Below are 24375 nucleotides of genomic sequence, written 5' to 3' on the forward strand. Positions count from 1 at the left end.
CGCCTGAGCGGGGCTTTTTTATGGCAAACTGCCTGTATCCCCGCAATGAACAAGGATACGTTGTGAACGGTGAACTGATTTGGGTGCTGTGTTTACTGGCGATCGCTGTCGTACTCTTTGCCACCGGCAAGGTTCGCATGGATGCCGTCGCGCTGCTGGTCATTATAGCTTTCAGCCTGAGCGGCACCCTGACCCTCAGCGAGGCCTTCTCTGGCTTTAGCGATCCCAACGTCATTCTTATTGCCGCCCTGTTTATTATCGGCGATGGCCTGGTGCGTACCGGGGTCGCTACCAGCATGGGGGCGTGGCTGGTGAACGTGGCGGGCAGCAGCGAAATCAAAATGCTGGTTCTGCTGATGCTTACCGTCGCCGGGCTGGGGGCTTTTATGAGCTCCACCGGGGTGGTTGCCATCTTTATTCCGGTAGTGCTCAGCGTCTCGATGCGGATGCAGATCTCTCCGTCGCGCCTGATGATGCCCCTCAGCTTTGCTGGCCTCATCAGCGGTATGATGACGCTGGTGGCTACGCCGCCTAACCTGGTGGTGAACAGCGAGCTGCTGCGCGAAGGGCTACCGGGCTTTGGCTTTTTTAGCGTGACCCCGCTGGGGATCGTTATTCTGCTGCTGGGCATCGTCTATATGCTGGTGATGCGTGTTGCCTTGAAGAGTGAGGGGCAGGCGGGACAGCATGACGGCTGGAAGCGGCGCACTTTTCGCGATCTGATCAAAGAGTACCGCCTGACCGGACGCGCCCGGCGGCTGGCTATCCGTCCCGGCTCGCCGATGGTGGGCCAGCGCCTCGACGATCTTAAACTGCGCGAGCGCTACGGGGCAAACGTCATTGGCGTAGAGCGCTGGCGGCGCTTTCGCCGGGTGATCGTTAACGTCAACGGCGTGTCGGAGTTTCGCGCCGGGGATGTATTGCTGATTGATATGTCCGCCGCCGACATCGATCTGCGCGATTTTTGCAGCGAACAGCTGCTGGAGCCGATGATCCTGCGCGGCGAATACTTCTCCGACCAGGCGCTGGACGTCGGCATGGCGGAGGTGTCGCTGATCCCTGACTCGGAGCTGATTGGCAAAACCGTACGCGAAATTGGCTTTCGTACCCGCTACGGCCTGAACATGGTTGGCATTAAGCGTGACGGGAGCGCGATTAGCGGGCCGGTGGTGGATGAACCTTTACAGCTGGGGGATATTTTTCTGGTGGTCGGCAACTGGAAGCTGATCGGCCAGATGGCACAGAAGGGGCGCGACTTTGTGGTGCTGAATATGCCCATCGAGGCCGGAGACGCCTCGCCCGCCCACAGCCAGGCGCCTCACGCCATCTTCTGCCTGCTGCTGATGGTTGCCCTGATGCTGACCGATGAGATCCCTAACCCCGTCGCGGCGATTATCGCCTGCCTGCTGATGGGTAAGTTTCGCTGCATTGATGCCGCCAGCGCCTATAAAGCGATCCACTGGCCGAGCATTATCCTGATTGTCGGCATGATGCCGTTCGCGCTGGCGCTGCAAAAAACCGGCGGCGTCGACCTGGTGGTGAAAGGGCTCATGGAGTTTGGCGGCGGCTACGGGCCGTACATGATGCTGCTCTGCCTGTTTATCATGTGCGCCACCATTGGGCTGTTTATCTCGAATACCGCCACGGCGGTGCTGATGGCACCAATTGCATTGGCAACGGCCAAGTCGATGGGCGTTTCGCCGTATCCTTTTGCCATGATGGTCGCCATGGCCGCCTCGGCCGCCTTTATGACCCCGGTCTCTTCTCCGGTTAACACCCTTGTGCTGGGACCCGGCAACTATACCTTCAGCGATTTCGTGAAGATCGGCGTGCCGTTCACGCTGATTGTGATGGTGGTATGCGTGGTGCTGATCCCGATGCTGTTCCCGTTTTAATTTTCCCCGGTGGCGCTGCGCTTACCGGGGTGACAAAATGATTACAACGGCGAATCCTGGCTTATCTCATCTAATGAGAGATGAAAACTGGGCACAAACACGGCCATAAAGTAGTCCATCTCCGGGCTACGGCGGGCGGCCAGCGTCTTTTCCAGGCGTGATTTTGCCAGCGAAAACTCGTTGTTGCCGGCGGAGAGCTCTTCGAGGCACTTCAGGTAGGCGCAGAGGGCATCGGCCTGTTTCACCAGCGACGTCTCCTCTTCGCTATAGCGATGCTCGTCGATCAGCCCGGCAAAAATATCCCGCAGCTCTTCCGGCACCATATCCACCAGCTTCTGCTGGGCGATCTTCTCGATAGCCTTATACTCCTGGGCAATCTGCGAGTTGAAGTACTTAACCGGGGTCGGCAGATCGCCGGTCAGCACTTCCGAGGCGTCGTGGTACATCGCCAGCAGGGCGATGCGTTCCGGGTTAACCTGACCGCCAAACTTGCGGTTTTTAATCGCCGCCAGGGCGTGGGCAACCATCGCAACCTGCAGGCTATGCTCGGAGACGTTTTCGGTACGCACGTTGCGCATTAGCGGCCAGCGGTTGATCAGTTTCAGGCGGGAGAGATGGGCGAAAAAGTGGCTTTGACTCGTACTCATGATGGATCCTGTCAGTAACGGCGCTAAGGATCCATTGTGCGCAGAGAGCAGGGGAAGATGCAAATCTTCCCCTTGATACGCTTATTGATGGTAGCCGGAGAGGAAGCGGCTAAAGCGGTTGATCGACATCTCGAGATCGTCCAGACGCGGCAGCGTTACAATGCGGACGTGATCCGGCCACGGCCAGTTAAAGGCCGTACCCTGCACCAGCAGCACCTTCTCCTGCAGCAGGAAATCCAACACCATCTTCTGGTCGTCATGAATGTTAAAACGCTTGATGTCGATTTTCGGGAACATATAGAGCGCGCCCTTCGGCTTGGTGCAGGTCACGCCGGGGATCTCGTTGATCAGCTCCCAGGCGCGGTTACGCTGCTCGTAGAGGCGTCCGCCGGGCACGATAAATTCGCTAATGCTCTGATAGCCGCCAAGCGCGGTCTGGATAGCGTGCTGGGCCGGCACGTTGGCGCAAAGACGCATTGAAGCGAGCATCTCCAGCCCTTCGATATAGCCTTTGGCGTGCTTCTTGGGCCCGTTAAGCACCATCCAACCCTGACGGAAACCCGCCACGCGATAGGTTTTAGAGAGGCCGTTAAAGGTAATCGTCAGCAGGTCGGGGGCCAGCGCGGCAATGGAGTGGTGCTCCGCCTCGTCGTAGAGGATCTTATCGTAGATCTCATCGGCGAAGATAATCAGGTTATGCTGGCGGGCAATTTCAACGATCTCCAGCAGCAGCTCTTTTGAGTAGACCGCGCCGGTCGGGTTGTTCGGGTTAATGATGACAATCCCCCGGGTGCGCGGGGTAATTTTGGCACAGATATCATCAAGATCCGGGAACCAGTCAGACGACTCATCACAAAGATAGTGTACCGCTTTACCCCCGGAGAGCGACACCGCCGCCGTCCACAGCGGGTAGTCCGGAGCCGGAACCAGCATCTCATCGCCGCTGTTCAGCAGCGCCTGCATCGACTGCACGATCAGCTCAGAGACGCCGTTACCAATATAGATATCTTCTACGGTCACGTCGCGCATGCCGCGCGCCTGATAGTGCTGCATGATCGCTTTGCGGGCGCTGTAGAGCCCTTTGGAGTCGCTATAGCCCTGCGCCGTGGGCAGGTGACGGATGACGTCTACCAGGATCTCGTCGGGGGCATCGAAGCCAAAGGGGGCCGGGTTACCGATATTAAGCTTCAGTACTTTGTTACCTTCTTCTTCAAGACGTTTCGCCTCTTTCAGAACCGGGCCACGGATGTCATAACAGACATTGTCTAATTTGCTGGATTTTTCGATGGGGGACATGAATCGTTGACCTTTTAGCTGTTGGTGCGACTTCCTGCCGTGGAAGTCAGCACGGAACAATGTACTCCCCCGAATGGCAGTTTAGAAGGGTGCACAGAAGAAGATTTTGCCTCTGGCAGTGCAGGGTAACCGGTTTTTTACGCTGGGGTTACAGGTTTGAAAGTGATAATAATTTCACCAAAAATATTAATTTTGGATGAATGTATGGGTAGATCGCAAAATCGCCGCTGTAATCTCTGTATTGTATGGCGGGCGCCATGCGTTTTTAGCAAATGTGCGGAATGGGGGGAGAGAGGGTAGGGCAAGGCATCCGGTAAAGCAGGGAGAGGTGTAAAGGTAATGTTAAGGACTATTTAGAAGAGTTTCTATTATCAATTAATAATTATTTAATACGATAGCTTGCGATTACTGAAAATTGTTAATATTAATAGCGCTCACCTCTCCTCTATAACATTATGGGGCTTAAGGACATTCGCAAAGGGTCTTATAACCGATGCGGGTATGAGGTAAGATGACCAGCAGAGACTACGGCTAAAAGCGATAATCGCATCCGCATATTTCTCTGGTTGAATATACAATTAATTGATATTAAGAATTTTTTTCCGTCAATCATCCTGAGATGGATGGGTAAATGATTTGCGATTGCATTCAGAGATGCAGTAATAGCATGCGACCTGGTAAAATAATTTACGTTTATACACTGTAATTATATATAGAGGATCGCGAGCGAACGCGAATTATTAACTACGATCGGTTTGGTACTGGCCACGCAGATCCCGTCTCAACGAGGATTGCTTAAATCTTTGAACACAGCAAAAGCCGGGGCGCTCGTCAGGAGTACCCTGTAAGTGAAAACATATGATTAATGCTAATCGTCCGATACTCAATCTCGATCTCGATCTACTGAGAACGTTCGTTGCCGTCGCCGATCTTAACACCTTTGCGGCTGCCGCTGTCGCGGTATGCCGAACGCAATCTGCGGTAAGCCAGCAGATGCAGCGCCTGGAGCAGCTGGTAGGCAAAGAGCTGTTTGTTCGCCATGGTCGTAATAAGCTATTAACTGAACACGGTATTCAGCTGCTGGGCTATGCGCGAAAAATCCTGCGCTTTAACGATGAGGCCTGTAGCTCATTAATGTTCAACAATCTTCAGGGGGTATTAACGGTCGGTGCTTCCGACGACTCTGCGGATACTATTTTGCCGTTTCTGTTGAACCGCATCAGTTCGATCTATCCCAAGCTGGCGCTGGACGTGCGTGTAAAGCGTAACCTCTCCATGGTCGACATGCTGGCGGCCCAGGAGGTCGATCTGCTGGTGACCACGCATCGGCCTCACCAGTTTGAGCATCTGACGCTGCGTACCTCCCCGACTCACTGGTACTGTGCGGCAGAGTATGTCTTGCAGAAGGGGGAAACGCTGCCGCTGGTCTTCCTTGACGATCCTAATCCATTCCGCGACAGCGTGCTCAATACCCTGGATGCCGCCGGGATCCCCTGGCGCATGGCCTACGTGGCCTCAACGCTTTCAGCGGTGAAGTCGGCGGTGAAGGCCGGGCTGGGGATCACCGCCAGGCCGGTGGAGATGATGAGTGCGGATCTGCGCGTGCTGGGGCCAAGCGACGGGCTGCCTGCGCTGGCAGAAACCGAGTATCTTCTATGCCACAATCCGCAGAGCCCGAATGAACTGGCCCAGGTCGTTTTCCAGGCCATGGCGGAGTACCAGACCCCCTGGCACTACGGTGCCGCTACGCCGCAGGGCGGCGACAGTTCGCTGATTGTTGAAGGGGACTTTGAGTAACGCGGGGAGTGGACGTAACGCAGGGAATTTACGTAACACAGTTGCCTGGCACAGGTAACATTCTGTCAGGAATCGGGCGAGCCGCTGGTAGCAGAAAATTTGCCAGCGGCGTGCTTCGTGCGCTTTTTCAGCACAAATTATCAAAAATCATTATTTATCGCTTTTGCCATCAAGCAGTTAAGCGCAACCGCCCTCAGTAAACCCTGCTTTGTATGCTACTATGCATAGCGAAAGTTCATGTTAAAAAACAAGTCTGATTGTTGCCGTTTTTTTGTGTGAATTAACAAAAGCGTGTCTCAGATCAAGAAAATACTCCCATAGAGGGGGAGGAATCCTGCCGAAATCCTGTCAAAATAAGAGGGTACTTTTTGTATCACCGCACAACGGACACGATTCAACACCGCTAAACACCCTATAAAAAATGGGTGTTGGTGGAAAAAAAGGCATTTTATGTTAATGAATTGATACCGCTGTAAACTAATGTGAAGGAACTTTTGGTCAAAGTTGACAAAAGGTTATAGAAAGGAGTAAAAAACCCCATCATTTAGCTGTCTAAGCCGTTTCTAACAGTGAGTGTAAGGTTTTTTTTGTTCCTCCCTGAAACTGTGTGGCGTCCATCTGCCGAGAAGAGCAGAGGTAACGGTGCCACTTTTTGAGTTAAGCAATGCGTATGTCAACATCCACTGAAGTTATTGCTCATCACTGGGCATTCGCGATCTTTCTTATTGTTGCCATTGGCTTATGCTGCCTGATGCTGGTCGGCGGCTGGTTACTGGGCGGGCGCGCCCGCGCGCGGCACAAGAACACGCCTTTTGAATCGGGTATCGATTCCGTTGGCACCGCTCGTCTGCGCCTCTCTGCCAAGTTTTATCTGGTCGCCATGTTCTTCGTCATCTTCGACGTCGAAGCGCTTTACCTGTTTGCATGGTCAACCTCCATTCGCGAGAGCGGCTGGGTTGGCTTTGTTGAGGCTGCAATTTTTATTTTAGTGCTGCTGGCTGGTCTGGTTTATCTGGTGCGTATTGGCGCGCTGGACTGGACGCCCGCGCGTTCACGCCGCGAGCGCTTCAACCCTGAGTCAGGCAATATCACTAACCGTCAACGCTAACAGCGAGGCAATAAGATGGATTACACGCTCACCCGCATCGATCCCAACGGTGAGAACGACCGTTACCCCCTGCAAAAACAGGAGATCGTAACCGACCCCCTCGAGCAAGAAGTTAACCGCAGCGTGTTCATGGGCAAGCTGGAAGACGTCATGCACGGCATGGTTAACTGGGGCCGTAAAAACTCTATTTGGCCGTACAACTTCGGTCTCTCCTGCTGCTACGTTGAGATGGTGACCTCCTTTACCGCGGTCCATGACGTGGCACGCTTTGGTGCGGAAGTGCTGCGCGCCTCGCCACGCCAGGCTGACCTGATGGTGATCGCCGGTACGCCGTTTACCAAAATGGCCCCGGTGATCCAGCGTCTGTACGATCAGATGCTGGAGCCGAAGTGGGTTATCTCCATGGGTGCCTGTGCCAACTCAGGCGGCATGTACGACATCTACTCCGTGGTGCAGGGCGTTGATAAATTCCTCCCGGTTGATGTTTACATCCCGGGCTGTCCGCCGCGTCCAGAAGCCTATATGCAGGCGCTGATGCTGCTTCAGGAGTCGATTGGCAAAGAGCGTCGTCCGCTCTCATGGGTTGTGGGCGACCAGGGCGTCTATCGCGCCAACATGCAGTCAGAGCGCGAGCGCAAACGCGGCGAACGCATTGCTGTCACTAACCTACGTACGCCGGACGAGATTTAATTTGCGCCTGCGGGCCGTGGACAACTCCTTCGCATAATAAACTTATAGCGCGAAGCCACGCCCGGCAGTCACCACGGACCCTTTGCAATGGTGAACATTATGACCGACTTAACCGCGCAAGACGCGTTCTGGCAAACCCGGGATCACCTGGATGACCCAGTTATTGGCGAACTGCGCAACCGTTTTGGGCCGGATGCCTTTACCGTTCAGGCGACCCGCACCGGCGTCCCTGTTGTTTGGGTAAAGCGTGAACAGTTACTGGAAGTGGGCGATTTCTTAAAGAAACTGCCGAAGCCTTACGTCATGCTGTACGATCTGCACGGCATGGACGAACGTCTCCGCACGCACCGCGACGGGCTTCCCGCCGCGGATTTTTCCGTTTTCTACCACCTGCTCTCCATCGAGCGTAACCGCGACATCATGCTCAAGGTGGCGCTGTCAGAAAACGATCTCAACGTGCCAACCTTTACCAAACTCTTCCCTAACGCCAACTGGTACGAGCGTGAAACCTGGGAGATGTTTGGCATCAATATCGAAGGCCACCCGCACCTGACGCGCATCATGATGCCGCCGACCTGGACCGGCCACCCGCTGCGTAAAGACTACCCGGCGCGCGCTACCGAGTTCGATCCGTTCGAGCTGACCAAAGCCAAGCAGGATCTGGAGATGGAGGCGCTGACCTTCAAGCCGGAAGACTGGGGCATGCAGCGCGGCACCGCCAACGAAGACTTTATGTTCCTCAACCTCGGGCCTAACCACCCGTCGGCGCACGGTGCGTTCCGTATTATCCTGCAGCTTGATGGCGAAGAGATCGTCGACTGCGTGCCGGATATCGGTTACCACCACCGTGGTGCAGAGAAGATGGGCGAGCGTCAATCCTGGCACAGCTACATTCCGTACACCGACCGTATCGAGTACCTCGGCGGCTGCGTGAACGAGATGCCGTACGTGCTGGCGGTTGAGAAGCTGGCAGGCATCAAGGTGCCTGAGCGCGTGGATGTGATCCGCGTGATGCTCTCCGAGCTGTTCCGTATCAATAGCCACCTGCTCTACATCTCGACCTTTATCCAGGACGTCGGGGCGATGACGCCGGTGTTCTTCGCCTTCACCGATCGGCAGAAAATCTACGATCTGGTTGAGGCCATCACCGGCTTCCGTATGCACCCGGCCTGGTTCCGCATTGGCGGCGTGGCGCACGATCTGCCGCGCGGCTGGGACCGCCTGCTGCGTGAGTTCCTGGAGTGGATGCCGAAGCGTCTGGACTCCTACGAGAAAGCCGCGCTGCGCAACACTATTCTGATTGGCCGTTCGAAGGGCGTTGCCGCCTACGGCGCGAAAGAGGCGCTGGAGTGGGGCACCACCGGAGCTGGCCTGCGCGCCACCGGTATCGACTTCGACGTGCGTAAGGCGCGTCCTTACTCTGGCTACGAAAACTTTGACTTTGAAGTTCCGGTCGGCGGCGGCATCAGCGATGCCTACACCCGCGTGATGCTGAAAGTTGAAGAGCTGCGCCAGAGCCTGCGCATTCTTGAGCAGTGCCTCAACAACATGCCGGAAGGCCCGTTCAAGGCGGATCACCCGCTGACAACACCGCCGCCGAAAGAGCGCACGCTTCAGCATATCGAAACCCTGATTACCCACTTCCTGCAGGTTTCCTGGGGCCCGGTCATGCCGGCCAACGAATCCTTCCAGATGATTGAGGCAACCAAGGGTATCAACAGCTACTACCTGACCAGCGATGGCAGCACCATGAGCTACCGCACCCGCGTGCGTACGCCGAGCTTCCCGCACCTGCAGCAGATCCCTTCGGCGATCCGTGGCAGCCTGGTGTCCGACCTGATTGTCTATCTGGGTAGTATCGATTTTGTTATGTCAGACGTGGACCGCTAATTATGCACGAAAATCAACAACCACAGACCGAGGCTTTTGAGCTGAGTGCGGCAGAGCGTGATGCTATCGAGCACGAGAAGCACCACTACGAAGACCCGCGTGCGGCGTCCATCGAAGCGCTGAAAATTGTTCAGAAGCAGCGTGGCTGGGTGCCGGACGGGGCGATCTATGCCATCGCCGAGGTGCTGGATATTCCGGCCAGCGACGTAGAGGGTGTCGCCACCTTCTACAGCCAGATCTTCCGCCAGCCGGTGGGCCGTCACGTTATCCGCTACTGCGATAGCGTGGTGTGCCACATCACCGGTTATCAGGGCATCCAGGCCGCGATCGAGAAAAAACTCGATATCAAGCCGGGACAGACCACCTTTGATGGCCGTTTCACCCTGCTGCCGACCTGCTGCCTGGGGAACTGCGACAAAGGGCCAACGATGATGATCGACGACGATACGCACAGCTATCTGACGCCGGAAGCCATCCCCGACCTGCTGGAGCAGTATAAATAATGAAAAACATTATCCTGACTCCTGAAACTCATCCCCTCACCTGGCGTCTGCGTGATGATAAGCAGCCGGTCTGGCTGGATGAGTACCAGAGCAAAAACGGCTACGCCGGGGCACGTAAGGCGCTCACCGGCATGGCGCCGGATGAGATCGTTAACGCGGTTAAAGACGCAGGCCTGAAAGGGCGCGGCGGTGCGGGCTTCTCCACCGGTTTGAAGTGGAGCCTGATGCCGAAAGACGAATCCATGAACATCCGTTACCTGCTGTGTAACGCCGATGAGATGGAGCCGGGCACCTATAAAGACCGCCTGCTGATGGAGCAGCTGCCGCACCTGCTGGTAGAGGGGATGCTGATCTCCGCCTTCGCGCTGAAAGCGTACCGGGGCTACATCTTCCTGCGCGGCGAATACATTGAGGCCGCCGAGCGCCTGCGCCGCGCCATCGCCGAAGCAACCGAAGCGGGACTGCTGGGTAAAAACATCCTTGGCACCGGCTTTGACTTCGAGCTGTTTGTCCACACCGGGGCAGGGCGCTACATCTGCGGTGAAGAGACGGCGCTGATCAACTCCCTGGAAGGCCGCCGCGCGAATCCGCGCTCTAAACCACCGTTCCCGGCAAGCTCCGGGGTCTGGGGCAAGCCGACCTGCGTAAACAACGTTGAAACCCTGTGTAACGTCCCGGCGATCCTCGCCAACGGCGTCGAGTGGTATCAGGGTATCTCGAAAAGCGAAGACAACGGCACCAAGCTGATGGGCTTCTCTGGCCGCGTGAAAAATCCCGGCGTCTGGGAGCTGCCGTTTGGCACCACCGCTCGTGAGATCCTGGAAGACTACGCGGGCGGCATGCGCGATGGCCTGAAGTTTAAGGCCTGGCAGCCGGGCGGCGCGGGAACCGACTTCCTCACCGACGCGCACCTTGACCTGCCGATGGAGTTTGCCAGCATTGGCAAAGCCGGCAGCCGTCTGGGTACCGCGCTGGCGATGGCGGTGGACCACGAGATCAACATGGTGTCGCTGGTGCGTAACCTGGAAGAGTTTTTTGCCCGCGAATCCTGCGGCTGGTGTACGCCTTGTCGCGACGGCCTGCCGTGGAGCGTGAAGATCCTGCGTGCCCTTGAGCGCGGCGAAGGTCAGCCTGGGGATATCGAGACGCTTGAGCAGCTGTGTCGATTCCTGGGTCCAGGTAAAACCTTCTGTGCCCATGCGCCAGGCGCGGTAGAGCCTCTGCAGAGTGCAATAAAATATTTCCGCGAAGAATTCGAAGCAGGCATCAAGCAGCAGTTTAGCAATACCCACCTGATTAACGGTATTCAGCCTAACCTGCTCAAGACGCGCTGGTGAGTTTACGATTTTCTAATTTGGAAGCATGCTAATGGCTACGATTCATGTAGACGGCAAGGATTACGAGGTCAACGGGGCGGACAACCTGCTACAGGCGTGTCTCTCGTTAGGTCTTGATATTCCGTATTTTTGCTGGCATCCGGCGCTGGGCAGCGTTGGCGCTTGCCGCCAGTGTGCGGTGAAGCAGTACCAGAACGCGGAAGATACGCGCGGTCGCCTGGTGATGTCCTGTATGACACCGGCGACGGACAACACCTTTATCTCTATCGATGACGAAGAGGCAAAACAGTTCCGTGAGAGCGTCGTGGAGTGGCTGATGACCAACCACCCGCACGACTGCCCGGTCTGTGAAGAGGGGGGCAACTGCCACCTGCAGGATATGACGGTGATGACCGGTCATAGCTTCCGCCGCTATCGCTTTACAAAACGTACCCACCGCAACCAGGATCTGGGGCCATTCATCTCCCATGAGATGAACCGCTGCATCGCCTGCTACCGCTGCGTGCGCTACTACAAAGACTACGCCGACGGCACCGATCTCGGCGTCTACGGTGCCCATGACAACGTCTACTTCGGTCGCCCGGAAGATGGCGTGCTGGAGAGCGAGTTCTCCGGCAACCTGGTAGAGATCTGCCCGACCGGCGTCTTTACCGACAAAACGCACTCCGAACGCTACAACCGTAAGTGGGATATGCAGTTTGCGCCGAGCATCTGCCAGCAGTGCTCTCTGGGCTGTAACACCAGCCCCGGCGAACGCTACGGCGAGCTGCGTCGTATCGAAAACCGCTACAACGGCACCGTTAACCACTACTTCCTCTGCGACCGCGGCCGCTTCGGCTACGGCTACGTGAACCTGAAGGATCGTCCGCGCCAGCCGGTTCAGCGTCGTGGCGACGATCTGATCGCCCTCAACGCCGAGCAGGCAATGCAGGGCGCGGCAGATATCCTGCGTCAGTCGAAGAAGGTGATCGGTATCGGCTCTCCGCGCGCCAGCGTTGAGAGCAACTTTGCCCTGCGTGAGCTGGTGGGTGCCGGGAACTTCTATACCGGCATCGCCAAAGGTGAGCAGGAGCGTCTTGAGCTGGCCCTGAAGGTGCTGCGCGAAGGGGGCATCCATACCCCGGCGCTGCGTGAAATCGAAAGCTACGACGCGGTACTGATCCTCGGTGAAGACCTCACCCAGACCGGTGCTCGTGCCGCGCTGGCGGTGCGTCAGGCGGTGAAAGGCAAAGCGCGCGAGATGGCTGCGGCCCAGAAAGTGGCCGACTGGCAGATTGCTGCGATCCAGAACATCGGCCAGCGTGCCAAGCATCCGCTGTTCGTGACCAACGTTGATAGCACCCGCCTCGACGATATCGCGGCGTGGACCTACCGTGCCCCGGTAGAGGATCAGGCGCGCTTAGGCTTTGCCATCGCCCACGCGCTGGACGGCTCTGCTCCAGTGGTAGACGGTATCGATCGCGATCTGCAAAACAAAATTGATGTGATCGTCCAGGCGCTGGCCGGGGCGAAAAAACCGCTGATTATTTCCGGCACCAACGCCGGCAGCGCCGAGGTGATCCAGGCGGCAGCGAACGTGGCGAAGGCCCTGAAGGGACGCGGCGCGGACGTGGGCGTGACCATGATTGCCCGGGCGGTGAACAGCGTCGGCCTGGGTCTGATCGGCGGCGGCTCTCTGGATGATGCGCTGAGCGAACTGGAGACCGGCGCAGCGGATGCCGTGGTGGTGCTGGAGAACGATCTGCATCGCCACGCCTCTGCGGCACGCGTTGACGCGGCCCTCTCTAAAGCGCCGCTGGTGCTGGTGATTGACCATCAGCGCACGGCGATCATGGAGAAAGCGCACCTCGTGCTGTCGGCGGCAAGCTTCGCCGAAAGCGACGGGACGGTGATCAACAACGAAGGCCGCGCCCAGCGCTTCTTCCAGGTTTACGATCCGGCCTACTACGACAGCAGCGCCGTGATGCTGGAGAGCTGGCGCTGGCTGCACTCCCTGCACAGCACCGTGCTGAACCGCGAAGTGGACTGGACCCAGCTCGATCACGTGATCGACGCCGCGATTGCCCAGCTGCCGCAGCTGACCGGTATCAAAGATGCCGCGCCGGATGCCAGCTTCCGTATTCGTGGTCAGAAGCTGGCCCGTGAACCGCACCGCTACAGCGGCCGGACGGCAATGCGCGCCAATATCAGCGTGCACGAGCCGCGTCAGCCGCAGGATAAAGACACCATGTTTGCCTTCTCAATGGAAGGGAACAACCAGCCGTCCGCGCCGCGCTCGCAAATTCCGTTTGCCTGGGCACCGGGCTGGAACTCACCGCAGGCATGGAACAAGTTCCAGGCCGAAGTGGGTGGCAAACTGCGTCATGGCGATCCGGGCGTGCGCCTGATCGAAGCCTCTGCCAACGGTCTGGAGTACTTTGACCGCGTACCGGCAGGCTTCCAGGCGGAAGAGGGGAAATGGCGCGTGGCGCCGTACTACCATCTCTTCGGCAGCGACGAGCTGTCCCAGCGCTCTCCGGTGTTCCAGACCCGGATGCCGCAGCCGTACATCAAGCTCAACCCGGCGGATGCCGCGAAGCTTGGCATCAACGCGGGTGCGCAGGTTGCATTCAGCTACGAGGGCCAGACGGTAACGCTGCCGCTGGTGATTGCAGACGGTTTGACAGCAGGGCAGGTGGGCTTGCCGATGGGTATGCCGGGCATTGCACCGGTGCTGGCGGGCGCGCGTCTTGAGAACTTGCAGGAGGCACAGCAATGAGTTGGTTAACACCGGAGCTGATTGATATCCTGATCGGGATTCTTAAGGCGTTGGCGATCCTGCTGGTGGTGGTCATCTGCGGCGCGTTTATGAGCTTTGCCGAGCGTCGTCTGCTCGGCCTGTTCCAGAACCGTTATGGACCGAACCGCGTAGGCTGGGGTGGCTCACTCCAGCTGGTGGCGGACATGATCAAGATGTTCTTCAAAGAGGACTGGATCCCGCGCTTCTCGGACCGCATGATCTATACCCTCGCACCGATGATCGCCTTTACCTCGCTGCTGCTGGCCTTTGCTATTGTGCCGGTCAGCCCGACGTGGGTGGTAGCGGATCTCAACATCGGCATCCTGTTCTTCCTGATGATGGCGGGGCTGACGGTTTACGCGGTGCTGTTTGCCGGCTGGTCGAGTAACAACAAATACTCGCTGCTGGGGGCGATGCGCGCCTCAGCCCAGACGCTGAGCTACGAGGTCTTCCTCGGGCTGTCGCTGATGGGCGTTGTGGCGCAGGCCGGTTCATTCAATATGACCGACATCGTTAACAACCAGGCGCACCTGTGGAACATCATTCCCCAGTTCTTTGGTTTCATCACCTTTGCGATTGCAGGCGTTGCGGTTTGTCACCGTCATCCGTTTGACCAGCCAGAGGCCGAGCAGGAGCTGGCGGACGGTTACCACATCGAATATTCCGGCATGAAGTTCGGTCTGTTCTTCGTGGGTGAGTACGTTGCTATCGTTACCGTGTCCGCGCTGATCGTCACCCTGTTCTTCGGTGGCTGGCACGGCCCGTTCTTACCTCCGTTCGTCTGGTTTGCCCTGAAAACAGCATTCTTCATGATGATGTTCATTTTGATTCGCGCAGCATTACCGCGTCCGCGTTATGACCAGGTGATGTCCTTCGGCTGGAAAGTGTGCCTGCCGCTTACGCTAATCAACCTGCTGGTAACGGCGGCTGTCATTCTCTGGCAGGCGCAATAAGGGATGAAAAGACCATGACCTTAAAAGAGTTAATCGTAGGTTTCGGCACCCAGGTACGCAGTATCTGGATGATCGGCCTGCACGCGTTTGCCAAACGCGAAACCCGTATGTATCCGGAAGAGCCGGTCTACCTGCCGCCGCGCTACCGTGGCCGCATTGTATTAACCCGCGATCCGGACGGCGCAGAGCGCTGCGTTGCCTGTAACCTGTGTGCGGTAGCCTGTCCCGTAGGCTGTATTTCGCTGCAAAAAGCGGAAACCGTCGACGGCCGCTGGTATCCAGAGTTTTTCCGTATCAACTTCTCACGCTGCATCTTCTGCGGTATGTGTGAAGAGGCCTGTCCAACCACGGCGATCCAGCTTACGCCAGACTTCGAGCTGGGCGAGTTCAAGCGTCAGGACCTGGTTTACGAAAAAGAGGATCTGCTGATCTCCGGTCCGGGTAAATATCCGGAATATAACTTCTACCGGATGGCAGGTATGGCAATCGACGGCAAGGATAAGGGCGAGGCAGAGAACGAAGCCAAACCTATCGACGTCAAGGGCCTGTTACCGTAAGGAGAGGGGCAATGGAGTTCGCTTTTTATATCTGTGGCCTTGTAGCCATCGTGACCACGCTACGCGTGATTACGCATACCAATCCGGTGCATGCGCTGCTGTACCTGATTGTCTCCCTGCTGGCGATTTCAGGGGTCTTCTTCTCCCTTGGCGCCTACTTTGCCGGTGCGCTGGAGATCATCGTCTACGCCGGGGCCATTATGGTGCTGTTCGTGTTTGTGGTGATGATGCTTAACCTTGGCGGAGCCGAAATCGAGCAGGAGCGCCAGTGGCTGAAGCCGCAGGTGTGGATCGGTCCAGGGCTGGTCTCTGCCGTACTGCTGGCGGTGATGGTGTATGCCATTCTCACCGTTAACGATCAGGGCATTGACGGCACCGCGATTAGCGCGAAAGCGGTCGGTATCACTCTGTTCGGGCCTTACGTTCTGGCGGTTGAGCTGGCGTCGATGCTGCTGCTGGCGGGTCTGGTGGTGGCCTTCCACGTTGGCCGTGAAGAGCGTCCGGGCGAGGTGCTGAGCAACCGTCCGGCGGATGCGAAAAGAAAAACGGAGGAGCACGTATGATCCCCTTACAACACGGACTGATCCTCGCCGCCGTTCTGTTTGTGCTCGGGCTGACGGGGCTTATCATCCGCCGCAACCTGTTGTTCATGCTGATTGGCCTCGAAATCATGATTAACGCCGCCGCGCTGGCTTTTGTCGTCGCGGGCAGCTACTGGGGCCAGAGTGACGGCCAGGTGATGTATATCCTCGCGATTAGCCTCGCGGCCGCGGAAGCCAGTATTGGCCTGGCGCTGCTGCTGCAGCTGCATCGCCGTCGCCAGAACCTGAATATCGATTCAGTAAGTGAGTTGCGTGGATGAACATGCTTGCCTTAACCATTATTTTGCCATTGATTGGCTTCTTGCTTCTGTCGTTCTCCCGTGGCCGCTGGTCGGAAAATCTCTCCGCGGCGGTGGGGATGGGCTCCGTCGGGCTGGCAGCGCTGGTAACGGCGATTGCTGGCGTTGACTTCTTTAACAACGGACGCGAGGCCTTCAGCCAGCCGCTGTGGACCTGGATGGCAGTAGGCGATTTCAACATCGGCTTCAACCTGGTGCTGGACGGCCTGTCGCTGACCATGCTCTCGGTGGTGACCGGCGTTGGCTTCCTGATCCACATGTTCGCCTCCTGGTACATGCGCGGGGAAGAGGGCTACTCCCGCTTCTTCGCCTACACCAACCTGTTCATCGCGAGCATGGTGGTGCTGGTGCTGGCGGACAACCTGCTGCTGATGTACCTCGGCTGGGAAGGCGTGGGCCTCTGCTCCTATCTGCTGATCGGCTTCTACTACACCGATCCGAAGAACGGCGCGGCGGCAATGAAAGCGTTTGTCGTGACCCGTGTGGGTGACGTCTTCCTCGCCTTTGCCCTGTTCATTCTCTACAACGAGCTGGGCACGCTGAACTTCCGTGAGATGGTCGAGCTGGCACCTGCGCACTTCGAAGCAGGCAACAACATGCTGACGTGGGCGACGCTGATGCTGCTGGGCGGTGCGGTCGGTAAATCCGCGCAGCTGCCGTTGCAGACCTGGCTTGCGGACGCGATGGCTGGCCCGACGCCGGTCTCTGCGCTGATCCACGCCGCCACGATGGTGACCGCCGGTGTCTACCTGATCGCCCGTACCCACGGCCTGTTCCTGATGACCCCGGAGATCCTGCATCTGGTGGGGATCGTCGGCGCGGTCACTCTGGTACTGGCCGGTTTTGCGGCGCTGGTGCAGACCGACATCAAACGCGTTCTCGCTTACTCCACCATGAGCCAGATCGGCTACATGTTCCTCGCGCTGGGCGTGCAGGCATGGGATGCGGCGATTTTCCACCTGATGACCCATGCGTTCTTCAAAGCGCTGCTGTTCCTCTCGTCTGGCTCGGTGATCCTTGCCTGCCACCACGAGCAGAACATCTTTAAAATGGGCGGGCTGCGTAAGTCGATTCCGCTGGTCTACGTCTGCTTCCTGGTGGGCGGCGCGGCGCTGGCGGCACTGCCGCTGATCACCGCTGGCTTCTTCAGTAAGGATGAGATCCTCGCAGGGGCGATGGCTAACGGCCATATCAACCTGATGGTGGCAGGCCTGGTCGGCGCGTTCATGACCTCGCTCTACACCTTCCGTATGATCTTTATCGTCTTCCACGGCAAAGAGCAGATCCATGCTCACGCAGGGAAGGGGATCACCCATCACCTGCCGCTGATTGTGCTGCTGGTGCTCTCAACCTTCGTTGGGGCGATGATCGTGCCACCGCTGCAGGGCGTGCTGCCGGATACTACCGAGCTTGAGCATGGTCGCGTGCTGACCCTGGAAATTACCTCGGGCGTCGTGGCTATTGCCGGGATCCTGATTGCCGCATGGCTGTGGCTGGGCAAGCGCACGCTGGTGACCTCCATTGCCAACAGCGCGCCGGGTCGCCTGCTGGGCACCTGGTGGTACAACGCCTGGGGCTTTGACTGGCTGTACGACAAAATCTTCGTTAAACCGTTCCTTGGCATTGCGTGGTTGATTAAGCGCGATCCGTTGAATGCGGTGATGAACACGCCGGCTATTCTCTCCCGCTTTGCCGGGAAGGGCCTGTTGTTCAGCGAAAACGGGCAGCTGCGCTGGTATGTGGCCTCCATGAGCGTTGGTGCGGTCGTGGTGCTCGCGCTCTTAGTGGTTTTGCGTTGATTTAATAATGCAGGTGATGCCCGGCGGCGCTCGCGCTTGCCGGGCCTACGGTCTAACCTGTAGGCTGGGTAAGCGCAGCGCCACCCGGCGATACAGAATTTAACAAGGAATAAGAACCGCCATGTTACTACCCTGGCTAATATTAATTCCCTTTATCGGCGGCTTCCTCTGCTGGCTGACTGAACGCTTTGGCGTAAAGTTACCGCGTTGGATCGCGCTGGTAACAATGGGGCTGACGCTGGCGCTCTCTCTGCAGCTTTGGATGCAGGGCGGCTATTCGCTTACCCAGGCTACCGGTCTGCCGCAGTGGCAGTCGGAGTTCACGCGGCAGTGGATCCCGCGCTTTGGTATCACTATTCACCTGGCGCTGGACGGCCTGTCGCTGCTGATGGTCGTTCTGACCGGTTTCCTCGGCGTGCTGGCGGTGCTCTGCTCATGGCGTGAAATCGAAAAGTACCAGGGCTTCTTCCACCTCAACCTGATGTGGATCCTGGGCGGCGTGATCGGCGTGTTCCTTGCCATCGACATGTTCCTGTTCTTCTTCTTCTGGGAGATGATGCTGGTGCCGATGTACTTCCTGATCGCGCTCTGGGGCCACAAGGCCTCCGATGGTAAAACGCGTATCACGGCGGCCACCAAGTTCTTCATCTACACCCAGGCGAGCGGGCTGGTGATGCTGATTGCGATCCTCGGGCTGGTGTTTGTCCACTACAACGCCACCGGCGTCTGGACCTTCAACTATGAGCAGCTGCTGAAAACCCCGATGTCCCACGGCGTGGAATACCTGCTGATGCTGGGCTTCTTCATCGCCTTTGCGGTGAAAATGCCGGTGGTGCCGCTGCACGGCTGGCTACCGGACGCCCACTCCCAGGCACCGACCGCCGGTTCCGTTGACCTCGCGGGGATCCTGCTGAAAACCGCCGCCTACGGTCTGCTGCGTTTTGCGCTGCCGCTGTTCCCGAACGCCTCTGCGGAGTTCGCGCCGATTGCCATGTGGCTGGGCGTGATCGGTATCTTCTACGGCGCGTGGATGGCCTTTGCCCAGACCGATATCAAACGTCTGATTGCCTACACCTCCGTGTCCCATATGGGCTTCGTGCTGATCGCCATTTATACCGGCAACCAGCTGGCCTACCAGGGCGCGGTGATCCAGATGATTGCCCACGGTCTCTCTGCGGCCGGTCTGTTCATCATCTGCGGCCAGCTCTACGAGCGCCTGCACACCCGTGATATGCGCATGATGGGCGGCCTGTGGAGCAAGATTAAGTGGCTGCCCGCACTGTCGATGTTCTTTGCTGTGGCCACCCTCGGGATGCCAGGTACCGGTAACTTCGTGGGTGAGTTCATGATCCTGTTCGGCAGCTACGGCGTTGTACCGCTCATCACCGTGATCTCGACCTTTGGTCTGGTGTTCGCCTCGGTCTACTCGCTGGCGATGCTGCACCGCGCCTACTTCGGTAAGGCGAAGAGTGAAATTGCCGCTAAAGAACTGCCAGGGATGTCGCTGCGTGAGCTGTTCATCATCCTGCTGCTGGTGGTACTCCTGGTACTGCTTGGCTTCTATCCGCAGCCGATTCTGGATACCTCGCACTCCGCGATGAGCAATATCCAGCAGTGGTTTGTTAATTCCGTTACTACTACAAGGCCGTAAAGCGCATATGACTCTTACTCCACAACACCTGATCGCGCTGCTACCGCTGCTGATCGTCGGATTGACGGTGGTGGTTGTGATGCTCTCCATTGCGTGGCGACGCAACCACTTCCTCAACGCCACCCTCGCCGTTGTTGGCCTGAACGCCGCGCTGGTCTCGCTCTGGCTGGTGGGCCAGGCGGGCGCAATGGACGTAACGCCGTTAATGCGCGTTGACGGCTTCTCCATGTTCTATACCGGCCTGGTACTGCTGGCGAGCCTTGCGACCTGCACCTTTGCCTATCCGTGGCTGGAAGGGTACAAAGACAACCAGGAAGAGTTCTACCTGCTGGTGCTGATTGCCGCGCTGGGTGGCATTCTGCTGGCTAACGCTAACCATCTGGCCGCGCTGTTCCTCGGCATCGAGCTGATCTCGCTGCCGCTGTTCGGCCTGATTGGCTACGCGTTCCGTCAGAAACGCTCGCTGGAAGCCAGCATCAAGTACACCATTCTCTCTGCCGCAGCCTCGTCGTTCCTGCTGTTTGGTATGGCGCTGGTGTATGCCAACTCCGGCAACCTGTCGTTCCTGGCTATCGGTAAGAGCCTCGGCGACGGCATGCTGCACCAGCCGCTGCTGCTGATCGGTCTCGGTCTGATGATCGTCGGTCTTGGCTTCAAGCTCTCTCTGGTGCCGTTCCACCTCTGGACGCCGGACGTCTACCAGGGCGCGCCTGCACCGGTCTCTACCTTCCTGGCGACCGCCAGCAAGATTGCGATCTTTGGCGTGGTAATGCGTCTGTTCCTCTACGCGCCGGTAGGCGATAGCGAAGCGGTACGCGTGGTGCTGGGCATTATTGCCTTCGCCTCGATCATCTTCGGTAACCTGATGGCGCTGAGCCAGACCAATATCAAACGTCTGCTCGGCTACTCCTCTATCTCTCACCTTGGCTATCTGCTGGTGGCGCTGATCGCCCTGCAGAACGGCGAGATGTCGATGGAGACCGTAGGCGTCTATCTGGCGGGCTACCTGTTTAGCAGCCTCGGCGCGTTCGGCGTAGTGAGCCTGATGTCCAGCCCGTACCGTGGCCCGGATGCCGACTCGCTCTACTCCTACCGCGGCCTGTTCTGGCACCGTCCGATCCTTTCGGCAGTAATGACGGTGATGATGCTGTCACTGGCGGGGATCCCGATGACCCTCGGCTTTATCGGTAAGTTTTACGTGCTGGCGGTGGGTGTGAATGCGCACCTGTGGTGGCTGACAGCAGCGGTCGTGATCGGCTCGGCAATTGGTCTCTACTACTACCTGCGCGTAGCGGTAAGCCTCTACCTCAGCGCACCGCAGCAGCTTAACCGCGATGCGCCGTCCGACTGGGCCTACAGCGCGGGCGGGATCGTGGTTCTGATCTCTGCCCTGCTGGTGCTGCTGCTGGGTGTCTACCCGCAGCCGCTGATTAGCCTGGTACAGATGGCCCAGCCGCTGATGTAAGGCTTAAGAGCAAAATAAAAACCGCCGAAGATTCGGCGGTTTTTTTTCGTCCGGGGTAGGCCTGATCAGCGCAGCGCCATCAGGCGTTAACCGATTACACTGCCTGCTTATGGCTAATCAGCGGGCCGTTAGCCTTGCTTGCCGCACGGTCCAGCACCTCTTTCAGTACCGCCGACAGCTCGGTCACTTCAAACTTGGCAACGTAGCCGTCGGCCTGCACCTTGCGAACGTGATCTTCGTTGGCGCTGCCGGAGAGCGAAGAGTGGATCACCACGGGAATATGCTTCAGGCGCGGGTCGGTTTTGATTTTACGCGTCAGGGTAAAGCCATCCATCTCCGGCATCTCCAGATCCGTCAGCACCATGGCGATTTTATCGCTCACCGGTACGCCCTCGCTCTCTGCCTGCTGGGCCAGCAGCTGGATCTTCTCCCACGCATCTTTGCCGGTTATGTGCATCTGGTTGGGGATCTGCATGGTCTCCAGCCCCTTCTCCAGCATCGCTCGCGCGACCCTTGAGTCCTCGGCAACAATGGCTACCGCACCCGGTTTAATATTGAATTTCTGTACGTCGTCATTGTTAGCATGGAGGTCATGATCCGACGGCACAATGTCATAGAGGATCTGCTCAACGTCCAGCACCAGCGCCAGGTTATTGGTGTCTTTATCATCGTCGAGGCAAGCGATGCTGGTAATGTAGCGGCCGTTGATCGCCTTTTCCGCCGTGTGCACCTGCTTCCAGTCCAGACGGGTAATGTTCTCCACCGACTCGACGGCAAAGGCCTGTACGCTGCGGGCATACTCGGTGATCAGCAGGATATTCAGACCGGTGCTGGGCTTGCAGCCCGCCACGGCAGGAAGATCGATAACCGGGATAACCTGGTCGCGAATATTGACCATCCCCAGCAGGGGCGATTTCATCCCGGCAGGGCGGGTAAACGCAGGCATGGGCACAATTTCACGCAGTTTAAATACGTTGATGCCATAGAGTTCTGATTTCTGTTCGTGTTGTGACGTACCAAGGCGAAACAGTAACAGCTCGAAGCGGTTGGACAGGGTGAGATTAGCCCTGTCATCAATATCTTTCTGGAAACTATCCATGATGCCCTCAGAGTGGAGTACCTGCGTTTACACAGTTATCGGCACGCGGAGGAAAAAGTGGAGGCGCGATTTACATCAAATCTCTACAACGGCAAAATCCTCTGCCAGCAGGGTGTCCGGAAAGATAGCCTGGCACTCAGCCAGCAGGCGTTGGCCGCCCTCATCATCGTAGCGTGAGCTGATGTGCGTCATCACCAGCCTGCCAACACCCGCCTCCTGTGCCAGCCGTGCTGCCTGGCGCGTTGAGCTGTGGCCCCGGCTGTTGGCTTTCTCCTCCATCTCCGCCTCCAGCGTTGTTTCATGCACCATGACGTCTGCGCCACGAGCCAGCGCCAGCGCGCCGGGGCAGGGGGCGGTGTCGCCAAACAGGGCTAGCTTTTTGCCGGGCACGGCGGGGGCGAGGAAATCGTTACCGTCAATGCGTCTGCCATCCTCCAGGGTGACGATCTCTCCGGCTTTCAGACGCTGAAAGAGCGGGCCGGGCTTAACGCCCTGTGCCATCAGCGCGGCAGCGTCAAGCGCGCCAGGCTTGTCGTGCTCCTCGATGCGGTAGCCGTAGCACTCCACCGGGTGGTTAAGCGCAACGGCGGTGACGCGACGCAGGCCGTCATCCATCACCGGGCCTTCCTCAATCTCCACCACCGTCAACGGATAGTCAGTCCAGGAGCCGCTCAGGCGCAGAGCGGTATCAATAAACTCCCGCAGCCCTTTGGGGCCGTAGATTGTCAGCGGGTGGACGTTGCCTGCCATCGAACGGCTGCAAAGCAGGCCCGGCAGGCCAAAGAGATGATCCCCATGCAGATGGGTAATAAAAATGCGATCCAGCTTGCCGGGATGCCAGGCGGTGCGCTGCATCTGCTGCTGGGTGCCTTCGCCACAGTCAATCAGCCACAGCGCGGGCCGCGTCGGGTGGCGTAGATTCAGCAGCGCCGCGCTGACGTTACGGGTGCACGTGGGGACGCCTGCTGAGGTCCCTAAAAATATCAGTTCCATATGCGCTCTGGGTCGATAAAAGCCTTATTATAGCGAGCAACGCATAAAAAGGAGCGCACCATGATCCGTTGGCAAGACCTGCACCACGCTGAATTAACCGTCTCTGAACTCTACGCTCTGCTGAAGCTGCGCTGCGAAGTTTTTGTGGTTGAGCAGAACTGTGTCTATCTCGACGTTGACGGTGATGACCTGATCGGTGAGAACCGACACCTGCTTGGCTGGCGGGATAACCAGCTGGTGGCGTATGCGAGGATTCTGAAAAGCGAGGATGATTTTGCGCCGGTAGTCATTGGCCGCGTCATTGTAAGCGCCGCAGTACGGGGTGAAAAACTGGGCTATCAGCTGATGGAAAGGGCCGTTGCCAGCTGTAGCAAAAACTGGCCGCAAAGCCCGATATATCTGGGCGCACAGGCACATCTCCAGGGCTTCTATCGTCACTTTGGCTTTGTCCCGGTGACCGAGGTTTATGACGAAGATGGGATTCCGCATATCGGTATGGCGCGTGAAATCATACCTCACGTTGACCAGGCGTAACCGCAAGTCATTGTCTATAGTTAGCTGACAGGTGCAAAACATGGAGAAACCTAATGTCTAACCAATTTACGAGTACCCGTATCGATGACGACCTGAACCTGCTAAGCGACACGCTGGAAGAAGTGCTACGCTCCTCCGGCGATCCGGCTGACCAGAAATACGTCGAGCTGAAAGCACGCGCCGAGCAGGCTCTGCATGATGTAAAAGACCGCGTTAGCCAGGCATCCGACACGTATTACGTGCGTGCCAAGCAGGTGGCATACCGTGCGGACGATTACGTGCGTGAAAAACCGTGGCAGGGCGTAGGCATCGGTGCCGCCGCTGGCCTGGTGTTAGGGCTGCTGTTGCGTCGCTAATGCTGTAACGCCACGCCTCCCTACGCGGGCGCTGTCTTAAGGACAGCGCCCGCTGTTTTTTCTCTCTTCTGTACGCCTTACCGATTTACATCAAAAATCCCGCCTCTGCATCTCCGTATACTTGT

Annotated in this window: 21 protein-coding genes; 17 read left to right on the top strand and 4 right to left on the bottom strand. The window is 57.7% G+C overall.

Annotated elements, in window-relative coordinates; all coding sequences use genetic code 11:
* Positions 1–62: 62 nt before the first annotated feature.
* Complete coding sequence (locus EV102420_RS04755) at positions 63–1895, top strand: SLC13 family permease (protein WP_042389562.1); 1833 nt, start codon at positions 63–65, stop codon at positions 1893–1895.
* Between the two features lie 41 nt (positions 1896–1936).
* Here EV102420_RS04755 and yfbR read toward each other — a convergent pair whose 3' ends face one another.
* Both yfbR and alaA read right to left on the bottom strand, forming a co-directional pair.
* A complete protein-coding gene (gene yfbR / locus EV102420_RS04760) occupies positions 1937–2542 on the bottom strand; it encodes a 5'-deoxynucleotidase (protein WP_042389564.1) in 606 nt (201 codons plus the stop codon).
* Positions 2543–2623: 81 nt separating this feature from the next.
* A complete protein-coding gene (gene alaA / locus EV102420_RS04765) occupies positions 2624–3838 on the bottom strand; it encodes an alanine transaminase AlaA (RefSeq protein WP_042389565.1) in 1215 nt (404 codons plus the stop codon).
* Between the two features lie 858 nt (positions 3839–4696).
* Here alaA and lrhA point away from each other — a divergent pair.
* The 14 genes from lrhA to nuoN all read left to right on the top strand — a co-directional run bounded on the left by lrhA (position 4697) and on the right by nuoN (position 21268).
* Positions 4697–5635: a transcriptional regulator LrhA gene (gene lrhA / locus EV102420_RS04770; RefSeq protein ID WP_042389567.1), complete on the top strand. Its 939-nt coding sequence runs from the start codon at positions 4697–4699 to the stop codon at positions 5633–5635.
* Positions 5636–6299: 664 nt separating this feature from the next.
* Complete coding sequence (gene nuoA, locus EV102420_RS04775; RefSeq protein ID WP_042389569.1) at positions 6300–6743, top strand: NADH-quinone oxidoreductase subunit NuoA; 444 nt, start codon at positions 6300–6302, stop codon at positions 6741–6743.
* 15 nt (positions 6744–6758) lie between these two features.
* Positions 6759–7433, top strand: coding sequence for an NADH-quinone oxidoreductase subunit NuoB (nuoB, locus tag EV102420_RS04780; RefSeq protein ID WP_042389571.1), 675 nt, complete (start codon positions 6759–6761; stop codon positions 7431–7433).
* A gap of 87 nt (positions 7434–7520) precedes the next feature.
* The gene (gene nuoC, locus EV102420_RS04785; RefSeq protein ID WP_103819004.1) at positions 7521–9323 is read left to right on the top strand and encodes an NADH-quinone oxidoreductase subunit C/D; all 1803 of its coding nucleotides are present in this window, start codon (positions 7521–7523) and stop codon (positions 9321–9323) included.
* A gap of 2 nt (positions 9324–9325) precedes the next feature.
* Complete coding sequence (gene nuoE, locus EV102420_RS04790; protein ID WP_042389573.1) at positions 9326–9826, top strand: NADH-quinone oxidoreductase subunit NuoE; 501 nt, start codon at positions 9326–9328, stop codon at positions 9824–9826.
* Complete coding sequence (gene nuoF, locus EV102420_RS04795) at positions 9826–11163, top strand: NADH-quinone oxidoreductase subunit NuoF (protein ID WP_042389574.1); 1338 nt, start codon at positions 9826–9828, stop codon at positions 11161–11163. The genes nuoE and nuoF overlap by 1 nt, the downstream gene beginning before the upstream one ends.
* A 31-nt stretch (positions 11164–11194) precedes the next feature.
* Entirely contained in the window at positions 11195–13921 is a 2727-nt protein-coding gene (gene nuoG / locus EV102420_RS04800) for an NADH-quinone oxidoreductase subunit NuoG (protein ID WP_042389576.1), read from the top strand.
* Complete coding sequence (nuoH, locus tag EV102420_RS04805) at positions 13918–14895, top strand: NADH-quinone oxidoreductase subunit NuoH (protein ID WP_042389577.1); 978 nt, start codon at positions 13918–13920, stop codon at positions 14893–14895. The genes nuoG and nuoH overlap by 4 nt, the downstream gene beginning before the upstream one ends.
* A gap of 14 nt (positions 14896–14909) precedes the next feature.
* The gene (nuoI, locus tag EV102420_RS04810) at positions 14910–15452 is read left to right on the top strand and encodes an NADH-quinone oxidoreductase subunit NuoI (protein ID WP_042389578.1); all 543 of its coding nucleotides are present in this window, start codon (positions 14910–14912) and stop codon (positions 15450–15452) included.
* 11 nt (positions 15453–15463) lie between these two features.
* On the top strand, positions 15464–16015 hold the full coding sequence (nuoJ, locus tag EV102420_RS04815) for an NADH-quinone oxidoreductase subunit J (RefSeq protein WP_042389580.1): 552 nt from the start codon (positions 15464–15466) through the stop codon (positions 16013–16015).
* On the top strand, positions 16012–16314 hold the full coding sequence (nuoK, locus tag EV102420_RS04820) for an NADH-quinone oxidoreductase subunit NuoK (protein WP_042389582.1): 303 nt from the start codon (positions 16012–16014) through the stop codon (positions 16312–16314). Before nuoJ ends, nuoK begins: the two co-directional genes overlap by 4 nt.
* Positions 16311–18152, top strand: a complete 1842-nt coding sequence (gene nuoL, locus EV102420_RS04825) for an NADH-quinone oxidoreductase subunit L (protein WP_042389584.1) — start codon at positions 16311–16313, stop codon at positions 18150–18152. Before nuoK ends, nuoL begins: the two co-directional genes overlap by 4 nt.
* Before the next feature lie 121 nt (positions 18153–18273).
* Complete coding sequence (nuoM, locus tag EV102420_RS04830; RefSeq protein ID WP_042389586.1) at positions 18274–19803, top strand: NADH-quinone oxidoreductase subunit M; 1530 nt, start codon at positions 18274–18276, stop codon at positions 19801–19803.
* Between the two features lie 7 nt (positions 19804–19810).
* On the top strand, positions 19811–21268 hold the full coding sequence (gene nuoN / locus EV102420_RS04835) for an NADH-quinone oxidoreductase subunit NuoN (protein WP_042389587.1): 1458 nt from the start codon (positions 19811–19813) through the stop codon (positions 21266–21268).
* 94 nt (positions 21269–21362) lie between these two features.
* On the opposite strand, the gene EV102420_RS04840 is transcribed toward nuoN, so the two are convergent.
* Both EV102420_RS04840 and rnz read right to left on the bottom strand, forming a co-directional pair.
* Positions 21363–22367 carry a chemotaxis protein gene (locus tag EV102420_RS04840; RefSeq protein ID WP_042389590.1) on the bottom strand — a complete coding sequence of 335 codons (1005 nt, stop codon included), beginning with the start codon at positions 22365–22367 and terminating at the stop codon, positions 21363–21365.
* Between the two features lie 75 nt (positions 22368–22442).
* Positions 22443–23360: a ribonuclease Z gene (rnz, locus tag EV102420_RS04845; RefSeq protein ID WP_042389591.1), complete on the bottom strand. Its 918-nt coding sequence runs from the start codon at positions 23358–23360 to the stop codon at positions 22443–22445.
* A 60-nt stretch (positions 23361–23420) separates the two neighbouring features.
* Here rnz and EV102420_RS04850 point away from each other — a divergent pair, with 60 nt between their 5' ends.
* Positions 23421–23894 carry a GNAT family N-acetyltransferase gene (locus tag EV102420_RS04850; protein ID WP_042389593.1) on the top strand — a complete coding sequence of 158 codons (474 nt, stop codon included), beginning with the start codon at positions 23421–23423 and terminating at the stop codon, positions 23892–23894.
* Positions 23895–23947: 53 nt separating this feature from the next.
* Entirely contained in the window at positions 23948–24250 is a 303-nt protein-coding gene (gene elaB / locus EV102420_RS04855; RefSeq protein WP_042389595.1) for a stress response protein ElaB, read from the top strand.
* The last annotated feature ends 125 nt before the right edge of the window (positions 24251–24375 follow it).

It is taken from the genome of Pseudescherichia vulneris NBRC 102420, from assembly GCF_000759795.1.
GTDB lineage: Bacteria > Pseudomonadota > Gammaproteobacteria > Enterobacterales > Enterobacteriaceae > Pseudescherichia > Pseudescherichia vulneris.